Source organism: Litoreibacter arenae DSM 19593, assembly GCF_000442275.2.
GTDB lineage: Bacteria > Pseudomonadota > Alphaproteobacteria > Rhodobacterales > Rhodobacteraceae > Litoreibacter > Litoreibacter arenae.
In genome coordinates this window covers 1,092,115-1,107,500 of the sequence record NZ_KE557314.1, presented here as the reverse complement: position 1 = coordinate 1,107,500, position 15,386 = coordinate 1,092,115, and the positions used below count along the sequence as shown (strand labels likewise).

The 15,386-nt window shown below is 59.5% G+C and carries 16 protein-coding genes and 1 tRNA gene; 8 read left to right on the top strand and 9 right to left on the bottom strand.

Features of this window, described 5'->3' with window-relative positions; genetic code table 11:
• Positions 1-393: 393 nt before the first annotated feature.
• Positions 394-1,035 carry a protein-methionine-sulfoxide reductase heme-binding subunit MsrQ gene (gene msrQ, locus THALAR_RS17745; protein WP_021102987.1) on the bottom strand — a complete coding sequence of 214 codons (642 nt, stop codon included), beginning with the start codon at positions 1,033-1,035 and terminating at the stop codon, positions 394-396.
• 9 nt (positions 1,036-1,044) lie between these two features.
• Complete coding sequence (gene msrP, locus THALAR_RS17740) at positions 1,045-1,956, bottom strand: protein-methionine-sulfoxide reductase catalytic subunit MsrP (RefSeq protein WP_021102986.1); 912 nt, start codon at positions 1,954-1,956, stop codon at positions 1,045-1,047.
• Between the two features lie 322 nt (positions 1,957-2,278).
• Between msrP and THALAR_RS17735 the strand changes: the two genes are divergently transcribed.
• Positions 2,279-2,761: a fasciclin domain-containing protein gene (locus THALAR_RS17735; protein WP_021102985.1), complete on the top strand. Its 483-nt coding sequence runs from the start codon at positions 2,279-2,281 to the stop codon at positions 2,759-2,761.
• A 48-nt stretch (positions 2,762-2,809) separates the two neighbouring features.
• Here THALAR_RS17735 and clpB read toward each other — a convergent pair whose 3' ends face one another.
• Entirely contained in the window at positions 2,810-5,425 is a 2,616-nt protein-coding gene (gene clpB, locus THALAR_RS17730; protein WP_021102984.1) for an ATP-dependent chaperone ClpB, read from the bottom strand.
• Positions 5,426-5,643: 218 nt separating this feature from the next.
• Here clpB and THALAR_RS17725 point away from each other — a divergent pair, with 218 nt between their 5' ends.
• Together THALAR_RS17725 and pyrF are read left to right on the top strand one after the other, a co-directional pair.
• Positions 5,644-5,958: a hypothetical protein gene (locus tag THALAR_RS17725; RefSeq protein WP_021102983.1), complete on the top strand. Its 315-nt coding sequence runs from the start codon at positions 5,644-5,646 to the stop codon at positions 5,956-5,958.
• A gap of 57 nt (positions 5,959-6,015) precedes the next feature.
• On the top strand, positions 6,016-6,705 hold the full coding sequence (pyrF, locus tag THALAR_RS17720; RefSeq protein ID WP_021102982.1) for an orotidine-5'-phosphate decarboxylase: 690 nt from the start codon (positions 6,016-6,018) through the stop codon (positions 6,703-6,705).
• A gap of 57 nt (positions 6,706-6,762) precedes the next feature.
• Here pyrF and THALAR_RS17715 read toward each other — a convergent pair whose 3' ends face one another.
• The 3 genes from THALAR_RS17715 to THALAR_RS17705 all read right to left on the bottom strand — a co-directional run bounded on the left by THALAR_RS17715 (position 6,763) and on the right by THALAR_RS17705 (position 8,521).
• Positions 6,763-7,053, bottom strand: a complete 291-nt coding sequence (locus THALAR_RS17715; protein WP_021102981.1) for a hypothetical protein — start codon at positions 7,051-7,053, stop codon at positions 6,763-6,765.
• A gap of 281 nt (positions 7,054-7,334) precedes the next feature.
• Complete coding sequence (locus THALAR_RS17710; RefSeq protein WP_021102980.1) at positions 7,335-7,634, bottom strand: hypothetical protein; 300 nt, start codon at positions 7,632-7,634, stop codon at positions 7,335-7,337.
• A complete protein-coding gene (locus tag THALAR_RS17705) occupies positions 7,634-8,521 on the bottom strand; it encodes an SPFH domain-containing protein (RefSeq protein WP_021102979.1) in 888 nt (295 codons plus the stop codon). The genes THALAR_RS17710 and THALAR_RS17705 overlap by 1 nt, the downstream gene beginning before the upstream one ends.
• A 184-nt stretch (positions 8,522-8,705) precedes the next feature.
• Between THALAR_RS17705 and THALAR_RS17700 the strand changes: the two genes are divergently transcribed.
• On the top strand, positions 8,706-9,956 hold the full coding sequence (locus THALAR_RS17700; protein ID WP_021102977.1) for a DNA polymerase IV: 1,251 nt from the start codon (positions 8,706-8,708) through the stop codon (positions 9,954-9,956).
• Positions 9,957-9,959: 3 nt separating this feature from the next.
• Here the strand turns inward: THALAR_RS17700 and THALAR_RS17695 are convergent, their stop codons facing one another.
• Positions 9,960-10,820: an N-formylglutamate amidohydrolase gene (locus tag THALAR_RS17695; RefSeq protein WP_021102976.1), complete on the bottom strand. Its 861-nt coding sequence runs from the start codon at positions 10,818-10,820 to the stop codon at positions 9,960-9,962.
• Between the two features lie 150 nt (positions 10,821-10,970).
• Here THALAR_RS17695 and THALAR_RS17690 point away from each other — a divergent pair.
• A tRNA-Val gene (locus THALAR_RS17690) sits at positions 10,971-11,045 on the top strand.
• A 54-nt stretch (positions 11,046-11,099) separates the two neighbouring features.
• Positions 11,100-11,225 carry a type B 50S ribosomal protein L36 gene (ykgO, locus tag THALAR_RS17685; protein WP_009828855.1) on the top strand — a complete coding sequence of 42 codons (126 nt, stop codon included), beginning with the start codon at positions 11,100-11,102 and terminating at the stop codon, positions 11,223-11,225.
• A gap of 94 nt (positions 11,226-11,319) precedes the next feature.
• On the opposite strand, the gene THALAR_RS17680 is transcribed toward ykgO, so the two are convergent.
• Positions 11,320-11,769: a CreA family protein gene (locus THALAR_RS17680; RefSeq protein ID WP_021102975.1), complete on the bottom strand. Its 450-nt coding sequence runs from the start codon at positions 11,767-11,769 to the stop codon at positions 11,320-11,322.
• Between the two features lie 49 nt (positions 11,770-11,818).
• Positions 11,819-12,766 (bottom strand): hydroxymethylbilane synthase, encoded by a 948-nt coding sequence (gene hemC, locus THALAR_RS17675; protein ID WP_040819532.1) that lies wholly within the window; start codon positions 12,764-12,766, stop codon positions 11,819-11,821.
• 101 nt (positions 12,767-12,867) lie between these two features.
• Here hemC and hemE point away from each other — a divergent pair, with 101 nt between their 5' ends.
• Together hemE and THALAR_RS17665 are read left to right on the top strand one after the other, a co-directional pair.
• Positions 12,868-13,911 (top strand): uroporphyrinogen decarboxylase, encoded by a 1,044-nt coding sequence (hemE, locus tag THALAR_RS17670; RefSeq protein ID WP_021102973.1) that lies wholly within the window; start codon positions 12,868-12,870, stop codon positions 13,909-13,911.
• A 50-nt stretch (positions 13,912-13,961) separates the two neighbouring features.
• Positions 13,962-15,368 carry a mechanosensitive ion channel family protein gene (locus THALAR_RS17665; RefSeq protein ID WP_021102972.1) on the top strand — a complete coding sequence of 469 codons (1,407 nt, stop codon included), beginning with the start codon at positions 13,962-13,964 and terminating at the stop codon, positions 15,366-15,368.
• Positions 15,369-15,386 lie beyond the last annotated feature (18 nt).

Below are 15,386 nucleotides of genomic sequence, written 5' to 3'. Positions count from 1 at the left end.
CAACTGCCTGTGTAAGCCTCTGTTTTTTATCCGCTTTCTTGACCGTCTGGCCTGTCTGGCGTCCCGTTGGTGCATCTCAGCGCCGCCGGTGAAGTGGGTTCTAGGCCTAGTGACGGGTGCCCGCAACCACTTTTTTCAGGTAAATCGCACTTTTTTGGAAAAACGTTTATTAGTTGTTTTATTTCAATGCTTTACGACCCAATTTTTCTTCTGATTTTCCCCCGAAATGCTGCACCTGCATAGTTGCCCTCGGGGAAGATAACGACTCGTCTTGGGGTTATCCCCAAGCAAACCACCAAATGTGGATTGTTTGCGGCGGAATCTGGGAGACTCACCCGCGATTCAGTCCGACTCGAAACCGATTCACTGATGATTTGCTGAAATGAATCGGAATCAGCGGATGAGTCGCCGCCCGCGAAGCCCCAAAAGGACCAGAATTATGGCAAGATAGATCAGCGGCTCTGCCTCCCAGACCTTTTGCACCATTACATAGTGAATGCCGCCCAGCAGAATCGCCGGATATGCCAGCTTATGGAGCCGTTGCCACGCCACCGGTCCGAGTCGGCGGATCATGGCGTTGCTAGAGGTGACCGCCAGTGGGATGAGCAGCACGAAGCCCGCCATGCCTATTGTAATGTAGGGACGCTTTAAGATGTCCGCCCAAGCCTCCCCCCAACGGAACTGCAAATCAAGCGATATCCAGACCGACAGATGAAGGATAACATAGAAGAACGTTAGCAGCCCCAGCGCGCGCCGGAACTTGATCAGCTTCAAGCGAAAGTAATCGCGAAGGATGGAAATCAGCATTGTCGCAATGAAGAACTGCAAAGCAAGCTCTCCCAACCAATGCTCAATGGTGCGAATGGGGTCGACGCCCAAACGATTGCCGAACAGGTCGTAAATGCCTAACAGCGCCAGAGCTACACCCACCACTATATAAAGACCGGGTAACGCACCAAGCAGGTAGACAACCCAGTTAGGTATAGTGCGCAGTCCGGCATTGACGCGCTCAGGCAATGTCAGGGAATGCGCCATTGCCGGAAGTCAGTAGTCTTGGGTGAGGTCCATGCCCTCATAGAGGCTCGCCACCTCGTCACCGTATCCGTTGAACATCGGCGTCGGAATTCGCTTTGCCAAAAGGCCACCGCCGACGCGCCGCTCGGACGCTTGTGACCAGCGCGGGTGATCCACATTCGGGTTCACGTTACTATAGAAGCCGTACTCGCGCGGGTTAATCATGTTCCAGCTGGTTTCAGGCTGCGTATCGGTCAGCGTGATCTTGACCACCGACTTGATCGACTTGAACCCGTATTTCCACGGTACGACCAGACGCAGCGGGGCGCCGTTCTGGTTCGGGATAGGTTTGTTGTAGATGCCGGTCGCCATAATGGTAAGCGGATGCATCGCCTCGTCCAGCCTCAGGCCCTCGCGGTAAGGCCACGGGACGAAGTTCCGTTTCTGGCCCCACATCTCTTCGGGGCGGAGCAGAGTCTCAAACGCCACATATTTCGCGCCCGACTGCACGCCGGCCATATTCAGCAGGTCTGCCAGCTCAAACCCGTTCCAAGGAATGACCATCGACCACGCCTCGACACAGCGGAAACGGTAGATGCGCTCTTCCACTGTCATCGCGGCCATGATGTCTTTGAATGAATAGCTGCCGGGCTTGTCCACCATGCCGTCAATTTCAACCGCCCACGGGTCGGTCGTCAGCGCACCTGCGTATTCGGCAGGGTCTGACTTACCGGTGCCGAATTCGTAGAAGTTATTATACTGTGTAATCTCGTCCCAAGCGTTTGGCTCTTCGTCGGTCGAATACTTGGCTGCAAGAGCCGGGCCACCGATGCCGGATACGGCCAAAGCGGACGCACCCGCCATGAAGCTCCTTCGATTCAGAAATACATGCTCAGGGGTCACGTCGCCCCATGTCAGAGTGGCTTTGAACCGGTTGGCCATATTGGAAAGATCCTTGCTTGTGCTTAACACCTTATGACGTAGCCTCGATGAGGCTCAAAACCAAATAAGGCCTGCTCACGAAACTGTGGGAGTCGCGGTCCCCGCCTCAAATACGCACACAAAAGCTGTTAGCTGCACGAGGCAATCACAGCGGGTCACAAGAATGTCAGTGGAAAACAGAAATCGGCTCGGCTTAGGCCGATCGTGATTTTCGTCAAACACAGAAACCATGCCCTAGGCGGCATCCTGCCAAGGGTTTCGTGCGTATCGGTTCCGATGCTCAATGACGGGCGTCTTTTGTTATGAAACGGGAGACTACACTATGATCCGCAGAACTTTTATCGCACTGACAGCCGCAGCCGCTCTGACCGCGCCGGCATTCGCTGATGGCCACTCCAAGGACATCGTCGATACCGCCGTAGAGGCCGGCAGCTTTGGCACTCTGGTGGCAGCCGTGCAGGCGGCCGGTTTGGTAGAGACACTGAAGGGTGAAGGTCCGTTCACGGTCTTCGCGCCGACGGACGAAGCATTCGCTGCCCTGCCGGACGGCACAGTTGAAACTCTGCTCAAGCCCGAGAATAAGGATCAACTGACCGCGATCCTCACCTACCATGTTGTGCCGGGCAAAGTTATGTCCGGTGATCTGTCCGACGGCATGACAGCCGCAACCGTTCAAGGTGGCGACGTGACCATCAAAACCGAGGGCGGTGTAATGGTAAACGACGCCAACGTGACCGCCGCTGATGTCGAGGCGTCCAACGGCGTGATCCACGTGATCGACAAGGTGATTATGCCTGCCAGCTAAATCGGCAGGCACGAGAAAGAAAGGGCGCCCGAAGGCGCCCTTTCGCGTTTAATGAACGACCGCGTCGTCCGGCTTCGGCCTGTTGGAGGCGCTCAGACGCCCGCCAACCAGCAACCCGTCCGGCCCGGCGCTCACCTCCACGGTGGCACCGTCCAGCACCTCTCCAGCCAATATCATCTCGGCCAGTTGGTCCTGCAGCGCGCGCTGGATCACCCGCTTCAGGGGACGTGCGCCAAAGACAGGGTCATAGCCTTCATCGGCCAGCCACTGCTTGGCATCTTCGTCCAGAGCCACGGTAATTTTGCGGCTCGCCAGACGTTTTTCCAAACGACCCAACTGGATATCCACGATCGCGTTCATGTCCTCGCGGGCAAGGCGGTCGAAGATGATCGTGTCGTCCAGACGGTTCAGAAACTCGGGACGGAAATGCGCCCGCACCGCGTCCATCACGTCACGCTTGGCTTCCGAGGCATCCGCCCCGTCAGGAAGCTGGCTCAGCGCCTGCGCCCCAAGGTTCGACGTCAAAATGATAAGCGTCTGTTTGAAGTCCACAGTCCGGCCTTGGCCGTCCGTCAGAACCCCGTCATCCAGAACCTGCAACAGCACGTTAAATACGTCAGGGTGCGCCTTCTCGACCTCGTCGAACAGCAAGACCTGATAAGGTCTGCGCCGCACGGCCTCGGTCAAAACGCCGCCTTCGTCATAGCCGACATAACCCGGAGGGGCACCTATCAGGCGGGCCACGGCGTGTTTCTCCATGAATTCCGACATGTCGATACGCACCATCGCGTTGTCATCGTCGAACAGATACTCCGCCACGGCCTTGGTCAGCTCGGTTTTACCCACACCGGTTGGCCCGAGGAACAAGAAGCTGCCAAGCGGTCGGTTCTCGTCATTCAGCCCGGCCCGCGCACGGCGTACCGCATTCGACACCGCCTGAATGGCTGTGCGTTGTCCGATGACACGGCGGCCAAGCTCGTCCTCCATACGAAGCAACTTCTCACGCTCGCCTTCCAGCATCTTGGAGGTCGGGATACCCGTCCACCGCTCGACCACGCCTGCGATCTGCTCGGGACGCACGGCCTCTTCGACCATCTGCGTCTCCTCGCGGCTTTCAGCTTCGCCCAACGCTTTTTCAAGCTGTGGGATCACGCCATAGGATAGCTCGCCCGCCTTGGCGAGGTTACCTTCACGCTTGGCAATATCCAGCTCTGCCCGCGCACGGTCCAGCTTCTCTTTCAAGTCGCGGGCGCCTTCCAGCTTGTCACGCTCCGCCTGCCAGGTCGCCGTCATCTCGGACGACTTCTCTTGCAGGTCCGCCAGTTCCTTCTGCAAGGTTTCCAGACGGTCGACTGACGCGGCATCATCCTCTTTCTCAAGAGCAGCCGCTTCGATCTGCAATTGCAGGATCTGGCGGTCCAGCGCGTCCAGTTCTTCGGGCTTGCTGTCGACCTCCATACGCAGCCGCGATGCGGCTTCGTCTACAAGGTCAATCGCCTTGTCCGGCAAGAACCGATCGGTAATATAGCGATGCGAGAGCTCCGCCGCCGCGACCAAGGCGCTGTCCGAAATCCGGACACCATGATGCAGCTCGTATTTTTCCTTGATGCCGCGCAGAATCGACACGGTGTCTTCGACCGTCGGCTCCGACACCATGAGCGGCTGGAACCGCCGCGCCAAAGCTGCGTCCTTCTCGACATGCTTGCGGTATTCATCAAGTGTCGTCGCGCCAACGCAATGCAATTCCCCCCGCGCCAAGGCAGGTTTCAGCAGGTTGGAGGCGTCCATGGCCCCCTCGCTCTTGCCTGCGCCAACAAGGGTGTGCATCTCGTCAATGAACAGGATAATTTCACCGGCGGCAGTGGTCACTTCTGACAGAACCGCCTTCAGACGTTCCTCGAACTCACCACGATACTTCGCGCCCGCAATGAGCGAGCCCATGTCCAGCGACATCAGCCTCTTGTTGCGAAGCGATTCCGGCACGTCACCATCGACGATCCGCAGGGCAAGCCCCTCGGCAATCGCGGTTTTACCCACGCCCGGCTCACCGATCAAAACGGGGTTGTTTTTGGTGCGGCGCGACAGAACCTGCATCGTGCGACGGATTTCCTCGTCACGCCCGATAATCGGGTCAATCTTGCCCTCACGCGCAGCTTCGGTCAGGTCGCGTGCGTATTTCTTCAGCGCGTCATAGCCTTCTTCGGCATTGGCACTGTCGGCTGTGCGGCCCTTACGAATATCGTTGATAGCTGCGTTCAGCTTCTGCGCCGACACGGCACCCGCGTCCAAAGCGTCCTTGGCAGGGCTTTTCACCATCGCCAACGCGCACAGCATCCGCTCCACCGGCACGAAGCTGTCGCCAGCTTTCTTCGCCAGCTTTTCGGCTTCGTCCAGCACCTTGCCGGTCTGGGTGTCCATATAGACCTGACCGCCGGAGCCGGTTACTTTCGGGATCTTGCCCAAGGCCAGATCGACCGCTTCCTTTACACGCGCAGGTGCGCCACCCGCAGCGGAGATCAAATTTGACGCGAGCCCCTGCTCGTCGTCCATGATCGCTTTCAGCAAATGTTCGGGGGCAAGACGCTGGTGGTCCTCACGCATCGCGATTGTTTGCGCGGCCTGAATGAATCCTCGGGCCCGCTCGGTGAATTTTTCCAAATCCATATTCTCGTTCCTTTCAAAAGCCTCTGTCCCTGAATAGCCCGCTTGGCAGCGCTACTCTTTGACAAACCTCAATTCTTAGATGGGGGCGGCTGGTGGTGGCTCAAGAGGTGTGATCACAAAATTCTTCACTGTCTGCGATTCACCGACTTGTGACCCGCTGGAACTGGCAGTGGAACTTTCGGATTCCTAGGTAGTTATAATGAAAACAGGAGGTAGCTATGAGCAGTTATCAAACGGAAGTCCAAAACCTGAACTACAACGCGGCGACACGTTGCTTCGAGGCTTTGGTGGTCTTTCACGAGGGGCATGAAACCCGCAAGGTTCCGATCTCCGCTCCTTTGCCGATCGACACGGAGTTCGAGGCGGTTTCGACCATTCTTGTCGCCCGCGCCAAGTCACATCGTGCCAGGGGTCGCGCCGTATTGATGTCCCGCTCCCCGGCGCAGAAAACGGGGCGCTTGGTGCATCTCAATGACATGATCCGCCAGTTCAAAGACGCCATGGGGCTGAATGATATGCCCACCGCTGCTTGACGGCGGAAGGAAGGGCGGGCAGCTAGGGATTGAACCCCATTAGGAAAGGCCCGCCCCATGTCCGATGACCGCCTGATCGTCGCAATCGACCTGCCAAACGCCCTTGCCGGGCTGGAATTGAGCAAGCAGCTTGGCGACAGCGTCAGCTTCTACAAAATCGGCCTCGGCATGTTAACCGGCGGCGGGCTTGCGCTCGCGAACGAGCTCAAGGACGAGCACGGGAAACGCATTTTTCTGGACATGAAGCTTTTCGATATCAGTGCAACCGTAGAGGCCGCCGTAAGGGGGCTCGCACAATTTGGCCACGACTTCCTGACCGTTCATGGCGATCCCCACGTTGTTCGCGCAGCCAAGGAAGGCGCGTCCGGCACCAATCTGAAAATACTAGGTGTAACGGTTCTGACGTCGCTTGACCGCTCCGACCTTGATGACGGCTGCATGAAGGCAGGCGACATTCACGAAATCACGCTGGAGCGCGCCGCCAAAGCGTTCGACGCGGGTGCCGATGGCGTTATCGCATCCCCTCAGGAAGCTGCCGCCATCCGCGCCTTGCCCGAAGCGTCGGGCAGGCTGATCGTCACCCCCGGCGTGCGCCCGTCCGGCGCGGATCTAGGGGATCAAAAACGCGTCGCCACTCCAGCCAGCGCGATTGGCGACGGGGCCGATCATATCGTGGTTGGCCGCCCGATCTGGCAGGCCGCCAATCCCCGCGACGCCGCCCAAGCCATTCTCACCGAACTTCCATAAAAAACGGACCCTCCGGCTGGAGGGCCCGTTTTCGGTCTCGGGAGGAGATCGACAGGTTTATTTGCGTGCAGCGCGCTCGGCGGCCGAGTCGTTATACAGTGCGAAACGGGCTTGTACGTCACGGCTGACTGTACCTTCGCTGATCATTGCATTTTGTTCAGCTGCGGATTCGTTCGCCGCCAGACCGACACGCAGAGCTTTTTCAGTGTTGCCGGTCGAGGTTTCACTGAGCGTCCGCTCGGCGGCAGAGTCGTTGCCGATGGCGAAGAAGGCTTGCGGGTTGCTGACATCTGCAAAGGCAGGTGCGGTTGCGGTCAGGGCGATGGCAGTTGCGATAATGGCTTTCATTTGAAGTACTCCAGTTTGGTTTCAAGGTCGCAGCGTTGTTGCTGTTGATGAACCTAATGTGGAGCTTTCCAAGATCACTCTCAATGAACACGTTCGTGAGAATTACGCACGATCGGTGCGCAGGTGAACAGACTTGGTGCAAGGGTGAGCAGCAGATGACAAGCGCGTCAGAACCGTTCAATTTGCGAAAAAATTTGAAACTTCTCCCGACCCTAAAACGTAAATACCCGCACCAAAGGCACGGGTATTCACACGCTTCGTCGCGATACGGGAAAAAGGAGTCAGTTTTCGTTGATGTCTTTGTCCCAGAGCTTTACCTGCCCATCACGGCGACCAAAAATCTGGCGAAGCGCCAGCCATGTGATCAACGACACCGCGCCATAGATCGCCAATGTGATCGGCAGGGAACCCGCCATCATATCAGCCGGACCGATGCCCGCCGCAAACAGCAACCCCATGGCGGCGGCAGCCAGCGCGAAGCCAAGCAGGATGTAGCCCGGTATCAGCACCTCTAGGACGCCCAGCACAAGCGCCAGCGCGAACCAGATCCAGTATTGGTTCCAGAGTATGTACTGTTCCATCAAGCCCTCCCTTTCAGAAGTTTGAATGCGTCACCGAAGGCGTCCAGCACGCTTGTCGGCATCAGAACCGTCTGCTTGCCCGCGCCTTTGCCCACCTCGGTCAGTGCCTCGACTTGCTTCAAGGCAACCTGATACTGCGCCGCCTCAATGCCGTTCTCCTGAATTGCGGCGGCTACCACACCGGTTGCATAGGCTTCCGCGTCCGCTTGGATGCGGCGGGCCTTCGCCAACTGCTCGGCTGCATATAGCTGCGCATCCGCGTTCAACTCGACCGCACGCTTGGAGCCTTCGGCCTCCGTCACCTGCGCCCGACGTGCACGTTCGGCGTTCAGCTGTTGCAGCATAGCAGCGCGGGTCGCTTCGTCCAAATTCACGTCCAGAATTTCCGCGCGGGTCACTTCGATACCCCAGTCATCCACGATCCGCTCCAACGCGCCCTGAATGCGCTGGATCAGCTGCGCACGGTTCGACTGGACCTCGTCCAGCTCCAGCGTGCCGATCTCGCTCCGCACGATGCCTGCCACGGTCGTGGCAATCGCGGCGTCGATGTCGCGGATACGGTAAACAGTCTTCTCGGGTTCAATGATGCGATAGAAAACACTGCTTTCGACCTGCACCAGCACGTTGTCCGACGTAATTGCATCTTGGCTATTGGTCGGAAGCTGACGCTCCAGAATAGATATCTTGTGCGCCACACGATCCAGAAACGGCACGATAAAGTTGATGCCCGGCCCAAGCACCGAACGCAGGCGGCCGAAGCGTTCCACCACGAACTTGTCGCTTTGCGGGACAATCCGGATGCCTGCGAAAACGACGACAACCAGAAAGACAAACAACAGCAAAAACACTGCGTTATTGCCTAAAAATCCCAAAATTACGTCTTCCATCAATTAATTTCCTCTACTGTCCTGAGAGATATATGGGGCGGGACAAACGCGTTTAGAAGCAAGAAACGGTCTGTTTCGTTCAAAAAATGCCCTCAAGAGTCTTTCCCGCTACACTGGTACGCTGCTGGGAAATCACCTCTTGGCGCAGATTGCCGTGCATGGCGGCGTGGCGTATCAAGCAGCCATGCCGTCGCTTTGCCGCACATGCTTTCACCAACACGATCAGGGAACCCGCTGCCCCGCCTGCGGCTCCCCGCGGGGAATATCGCATCCGGAGCTGTTCGAGCTGTCCATCGCCCACATGGATTGCGACGCCTTCTATGCCTCCGTCGAAAAACGCGACAACCCCGAGCTGCGCGACAAGCCCGTCATCGTCGGCGGCGGTCGGCGCGGGGTCGTGTCCACCGCCTGCTATATCGCACGCATCAAGGGCGTGCGCTCCGCCATGCCGATGTTTCAGGCGCTGAAACTTTGCCCAGAAGCGGTCGTTGTGCGCGGGCGCATGGATGTCTATGTGGCGGTCTCCCGCCAGATCCGCGCAATGATGGAGGAACTGACCCCCGCCATCGAACCTCTGTCCCTGGACGAGGCCTTTCTCGACCTCACCGGCACCGCCAAGCTGCACCATGCGCCACCCGCCGTCATGCTGGCACGGCTGGTAAACCGGATGGAAAGCGAGTTGGGGATCAGCGGCTCCATTGGGCTGAGCCACAACAAGTTTCTGGCGAAGGTGGCGTCCGATCTGGACAAACCGCGCGGGTTCTCGACCATCGGCAAGGCAGAAACCTCCGACTTCCTGCGTGATCGACCCGTGTCGATGATCTGGGGCGTGGGCGCGGTCTCCCGCGAAAGTCTGGAAAAAGCCGGCATCCGCACCTTTGCCGACCTGCTGCGATGGGACCGTCAGGACCTGCATGCGCGGTTCGGCTCCATGGGGGACAGGCTGTGGCATCTGGCACGCGGCGAGGACTTTCGCCGCGTGTCGGCCCACGAGCCGGTCAAGGGCATCTCCAACGAGACCACCTTTCACGAGGATACCGCCAGTGCCGATCTGCTGGACGGCCATTTGTGGCGCATGGCCGAGAAGGTCGCGGACCGCGCCAAAGCCAAGCAAATCGCGGGGCGGGTGGTGACGCTAAAGCTGAAAACCGCAAAGTTCAAAATTATCACCCGCCGCCAGTCTTTGCGTGATCCCACCCAATTGGCCGACCGCATCTACCGCACCGCGCGTGACCTGATGGCGGGCGTGAACGAGGGGCCGTATCGCCTGCTTGGGGTGGGTATCTCAGACTTGCAGCCAGAAGGGGACGCCGACCGCACGCCCGATCTGCTTGATCCCGACGCCACCAAGCGGTCCGAGGCGGAACGAGCCACCGATAGAATCCGTCAGAAATTCGGTAGCGACGCAATCCGCAAGGGGCGGTCGCTGCGATAGGGGCTATTCGGCGGCCAGAGGCATCTCGCTGCGCCCGACATCTGCAATCCTCGCGACGATCTTTTCCATCAGCTTGCTGAAGCTGTCGAAATTCCCGTTCGGCCTGATCCGTTGCTCGTTCATATAGAGCGACCGGTCGATCTCCACCTGAATGGCATGATGCCCCCGCGACGGGCGGCCATAGGTCTGGGTGATATATGCACCCGCGAATGGCGCGTTGCGACTGACGCGCAGGCCTGCTTCCAGAAAGATCGTCTCGATTTCATCGACCAGTTGCCCGTCTGCCGCAGCGCCGAAGCGGTCCCCCAACACGACTTCCGGCTTTGCAAAGCCGATGCGGGCCGCCGATTGCACCGCCTCATGCGGCATGGAGTGAAAGTCGACCAGCACCGCACGCCCGAAGTTGCGGTTCGTGTCATCCATCAGTTGCGCAAGGCGGGTGTGATAGGGGCGCCAGTATTGATCGATGCGTTCGCTCGCCTCCGCCAGTGTCAGCTTGCCGGAATAGATCGCACGACCGTTCGACACGACGCGCGGAATCACCCCGAGCCCCGACGCGATGCGCGGGTTGGGCGCGGGCCGCCTTACGCCTTCCACGACCGCAGGGTCCAACTCGTCGCAAGCGCGATTCAGGTCTACAAACGCGCGCGGCATGGTCGCGGCAATAAGCGGCGAGCCGTATTTTGCGGCGGGCGCGACAAGCTGGTCCATGAAGGCGTCCTCGGACGATCGTATTTGCTCTTCATCCAACACGGTGCGCATCAAAAAATCGCGGCTATAGGCCCGCCCGCTATGGGGGCTGGCGAAGACCATGCAGCTGGTCTGAACCTGTGGCAAAGCCAATGTATAGGCGTCTTGCGTCATGCCTGCTCCTGTTGCAAAGACTATAGAGCGAAAACATGGCGCTTCAAAAGCCCTTGAACCGCTTTCCGACTCCTTCTATAGAGCGCGAACCAACGTGCTTCGGCTGCGTCCACTTTTCTGTGGGTTGAGGTCGAAAAGTGAAGGTCAGATGCGCGCTTAGCTCAGCGGTAGAGCACTTCGTTGACATCGAAGTGGTCACTGGTTCGATCCCAGTAGTGCGCACCATCTGAACGTTTTAATTGAAGGCGCCCCACCGCGCTGGACTAGAGGAGAAGAGACATGAAGGTTAAGAACTCGCTTCGCTCCCTGAAGTCGCGCCACCGGGACTGCCGGATCGTGCGCCGCAAGGGCCGCGTTTACGTGATCAACAAAACCCAGCCTCGCTTCAAAGCCCGCCAAGGTTAATTCTTTGGGCTAAACTTGAGCGCTTTGGCGTTTTGATCCAAATAGCAAAGGCCGCTCCTTCGGGGGCGGCCTTTTTCGTTTGCTCCGGCGGGGCTTATTCGCCCTTGTACAACGGTATCGTCGAGATCGCCATTTTGGCGGACCCTTCGGTCAGTTCGTTTGCGTGTGCCAGATAGATCAGCACCTGATTGTCCTCGTCAAAGATGCGCGTCAGGCGCAGCGACTTGAACACGATGGACCGCCCCTCTTTGAAAACGGTCTCGCCGTCGTCGGAGCGGTCGATATCGCCAATCACGATCGGCCCCGTCTGGCGGCAATCAATCGAAGCGTTGGAAGGGTCTTCAAACCAGTTCCCTTGCGACAAACGGTCGATCAGGCTGCGATCGAAATAGGCAATATGGCAGGTCACGCCTTGGACATCGGGGTCGGGAATGGCCTCGATGATGATGTCGTTACCGACCCAGTCGACACCCACACGGCCGACCTTTTCGGCGGCGAGTGTAAACGGAAGACAGGTGAGCAGCGCGGCGAGGATCAGTCTCATGGGGTCTCTCTTTTTCAACGAGTCTACACCAAGACATAGGAGCTTGCGCCTAAGACCTCCAGTCAAAGAAGTTCTCGGGCGCACGTTCAGTCAATCGGTCCGCCACCGCGCGGCCCATCTCTGCGGCATCCTCGATGGTCGACGACTCGGCGTCGCTCAACGCTTCCGTCCCGTCAGGACGCAAAATCTCCGCGCGGAACCGCACGGTCCCGCCATCCAACTCAGCCAGCCCCGCAATAGGCGTCTCACACGACCCGTCGAGCCGCGCCAGATAGGCCCGCTCACATGCCAGCCGTTGGCCGGTGGGAATGTCGTGGATCGCCTCCAGCATCTCCGCCACGCGGGCATCATCGCCACGCCGCTCTATCCCGATGGCGCCTTGTGCCACGGCGGGCAGCATGTCGTCGGTATCAATGGCCGTCGATGGCACGTTCTCCAGATCAAGCCGGTTCAACCCTGCCATGGCAAGGAAGGTGCAACTCGCAACCCCCGCGCCCAGCTTCTTCAGCCGTGTCTGCACATTGCCGCGAAACTCCACCACGTTCAGGTCGGGGCGACGGTTGAGCAGCTGCGACCGGCGGCGCAGCGACGAGGTGCCCACCACCGCGCCATCGGGCAGTTCCGCAATCCCGCTGGCCTCGAAGGACACGAACGCATCGCGCACATCCTCGCGCGGCAGGTAGGTGTCCAGCAGCAGGCCCAACGGCTGCTCCACCGGCATGTCCTTCATCGAATGAACCGCGATGTCGATCTTGCCGGACAGAAGGTCTTCCTCGATCTCGCGGGTGAACAGCCCCTTGCCGCCGATCTCTTTCAGCGGGCGGTCCAGAACGGCGTCGCCGGTGGTTTTGATCACCACCACCTCGAACGCCTCTTCCGGCAAATCGAACGCCGCCATCAGGCGCGTGCGCGTCTCATAGGCCTGCGCAAGCGCCAGCGGCGATCCGCGGGTGCCGATACGCAAGGGTGAGGTCGGGGTGGGCAAGGTCATAGACATGCCTGCCTGCATAAATGCGTGACAATATGCATACAAGCTCTCGTCTTGACATTCGAGCGGCTGACGACCGACAAGTGGCCGAATTCAAAAGGAGTGTGGCAATGGCCGGGCAGAAGAAAATCATGCGTGCATTGGCGGGCGAGACGCTGGACACACCCCCGATCTGGATGATGCGGCAAGCGGGCCGCTACCTGCCCGAGTATAAAGCCACCCGCGCGCAGGCAGGCGACTTTCTGTCGCTATGCTACAACCCCGATCTGGCGACCGAGGTCACGTTGCAGCCGCTCCGTCGCTTCGACTTCGACGCGGCCATCCTGTTCGCCGATATCCTGCTGCTGCCGCAAGCCTTGGGCGCGGATTTATGGTTCGTCACCGGCGAAGGCCCGCGCCTTTCGACGATCACCCGGCAAAGCGATTTCGACAAGCTCAAAGGCCCGTCCGACGTGCACGAGCATCTGGCGCCGATCTACCAAACCGTGCGCAACCTCGCGGGCGAATTGCCCAAGAAAACCACGCTGATCGGCTTCGCAGGTGCACCATGGACGGTGGCCACTTACATGATCGCAGGCCAAGGCACACCCGACCAAGGCCCCGCCCACAAGCTGCGCATCGAGCAGCCGGAGGTGTTTGACGCCCTGATCAACCTGCTGACTGACGCCACCATCGAATACCTGTCCGCCCAGATCGACGCGGGCGCCGAGGTGGTAAAGCTGTTCGACAGCTGGGCAGGTTCGCTTTCGGGCGAGGCGTTCCAGAAATACGCCCTCGCACCCACGGCGAAGATCATCAAGGCGCTGAAGGCCCGCCATCCTGACACACCGATCATCGCCTTCCCCCGCGAGGCCGGCGACAACTATATCGGCTTCGCCAAGGCAACGGGCGCGGATTGCGTAGCGCTCGACAACTCCGTAGCGGCCGATTGGGCAGCCGCCAATGTTCAAGTCGACGGCTGCGTCCAAGGCAACCTCGCCTCGCGCCACATGGTCACCGGCGGGCAGGACTTGATCGACGAGACCCGCGCCATCGTCAAGGCTTTCTCCAAGGGCCCGCATATCTTCAACTTGGGCCACGGGATCACACCTGATGCCGACCCCGACAATGTGCAGCTGATGATCGACACCGTGCGTGAAACGGCGTCGACCTAGGCGCAAATTTTGCTGGAATGCCTGTCGCTTGCCCCGTTAGGGTCGGGCTTATGATGACTCGTTTCCTGTTCGCGCTTTGCGCCGTTTTCGCCCTGACCCTTCCCCTCCAAGCGCAAGAAGCGTCAGGCGAAGGTCAGGAGGTCACCTCCCCCGCTCAGGCTGTTTCGGTCGAGCCGACCGCACGCGACGAACAGATCGCTGACCGGATTCTCGACATTTTGCGCTCCACCGGCTGGTACGAAGCCGCGCAGGTAGAGGTGAAAGACGGCATCGTCTTCCTTGATGGCCGTACCACCAGTGACGACCACAAGAGATGGGCGCGCGATCTGGCCTCGCAGACCCAAGACGTGGTCGCCGTCGTCAACCGGATTGAGGTGGTGCAAGAGGCCAACTGGTCCTTCGCGCCCGCATTGGGCGAGATCAAGTCGGTCGGCAACCGCATCGTCACCTCCCTGCCTCTGATCGTGCTGGCGCTTATCATCCTGCCGCTGACATGGTGGCTGTCGGCGCTCGCGGCGAAAGGGCTTCGCCGCTGGCTTTTGGGCGGCATCGCCTCACCCCTGTTGCGCGACATCGTCAGCCGCGCCATAGCGCTGCCCATCTTCATGATCGGCCTGTTCGTGGTGCTGCAGGTCGCAGGTCTCACCCAGATTGCTGTGTCGGTAATTGGCGGCGCGGGGGTGCTCGGTATCATCGTCGGCTTCGCCTTCCGCGACATCGCCGAGAACTTTCTGGCATCCCTGCTGCTCTCCATCCGCCGCCCGTTTCAGGCCGGTGACTATATAGAGGTGGCAGGCATGGCCGGCTCCGTCCGCTCGATGAACACACGCTCCACAGTGTTGCTCAGCCTGGAGGGCAACCACATCCAGATCCCCAACGCCACGATCTTCAAAAGCACCATCGTGAACTACACCAGTTCCGCCAACCGCCGCGACACGCTGGTGATCGGGATCGGCTACGACGTGTCGGTCGCCCGCGCCCAAAGTATCATGCTGGAGGTGATCGCAGGCCACGAAGCCGTGCTGAAAGAGCCGGAGCCCATGATCCTTGTCGACAATCTGGGCAGCTCGACCGTGAACATTATGGCGTATTACTGGGTCAACGCCAAGGATTTCTCCATGCTGAAGGTCAAGTCCGCGCTGCTGCGGCAGGTCACCAAGCGGCTCACCGAGGAAGGCGTCTCCATGCCCGACGACGCGCGGGAGGTCATCTTCCCGCAAGGTGTTCCAATCCTGCAACTCGAGGGTGCCGCCGAGAAATCTGCTCTCGCCATCGCCAGTCAGGAATTCTCGGAGGGCGCGCGCGAGGCCGCAGCAGCTGCCGTCGCAGCTGACGAAGACCCGGTCCACGAGGCCGAAGGCAACCTGCTGAACGAGCAAAGCGAGGTGGAACGCGCGACAGCCGATGCCGTCGTCACCGAAGAAGACGGGGCAGACCTGCTGTCAGACAAAGCCTGATCTGCTTCATCTTGGCAT